This is a genomic window from Pseudomonas sp. SWRI111 (assembly GCF_014268555.1).
In the GTDB taxonomy this organism is placed as follows: Bacteria; Pseudomonadota; Gammaproteobacteria; order Pseudomonadales; family Pseudomonadaceae; genus Aquipseudomonas; species Aquipseudomonas hamedanensis.
Genome location: NZ_JABWQQ010000104.1, coordinates 1 through 271, shown reverse-complemented (window position 1 = coordinate 271; position 271 = coordinate 1). Strand labels below are relative to the sequence as shown.

The 271-nt window shown below is 39.5% G+C and carries 1 protein-coding gene; it reads right to left on the bottom strand.

Annotated features, from left to right (window positions below; translation table 11 throughout):
• Window positions 1-271, bottom strand: a 271-nt coding sequence (locus tag HU755_RS27115) for a hypothetical protein (RefSeq protein WP_202885369.1), incomplete at both ends; no start/stop codon positions are given.

Below are 271 nucleotides of genomic sequence, written 5' to 3'. Positions count from 1 at the left end.
ACCCAGCCGATTACATGTGGATCATCGAAATAATCATCTTGCTTACCATATGCTTTTTTCTTTCGTACATATAGTAATGGATCAATGGCAGCCTTTTTTCCTTCAATCGGATGTTCTCCGCCAATCCCATAGTAATCGCCATAGAAGATGGTTGGATAGCCGTCCTTTCGAAGCAATATTAAGCTATATGCTATCTGCTTAAACCAATCTTCAACCCAAGATTCAAGTGATTCATCTGGTTGGGTATCATGATTATCGACAAAGGTAACAC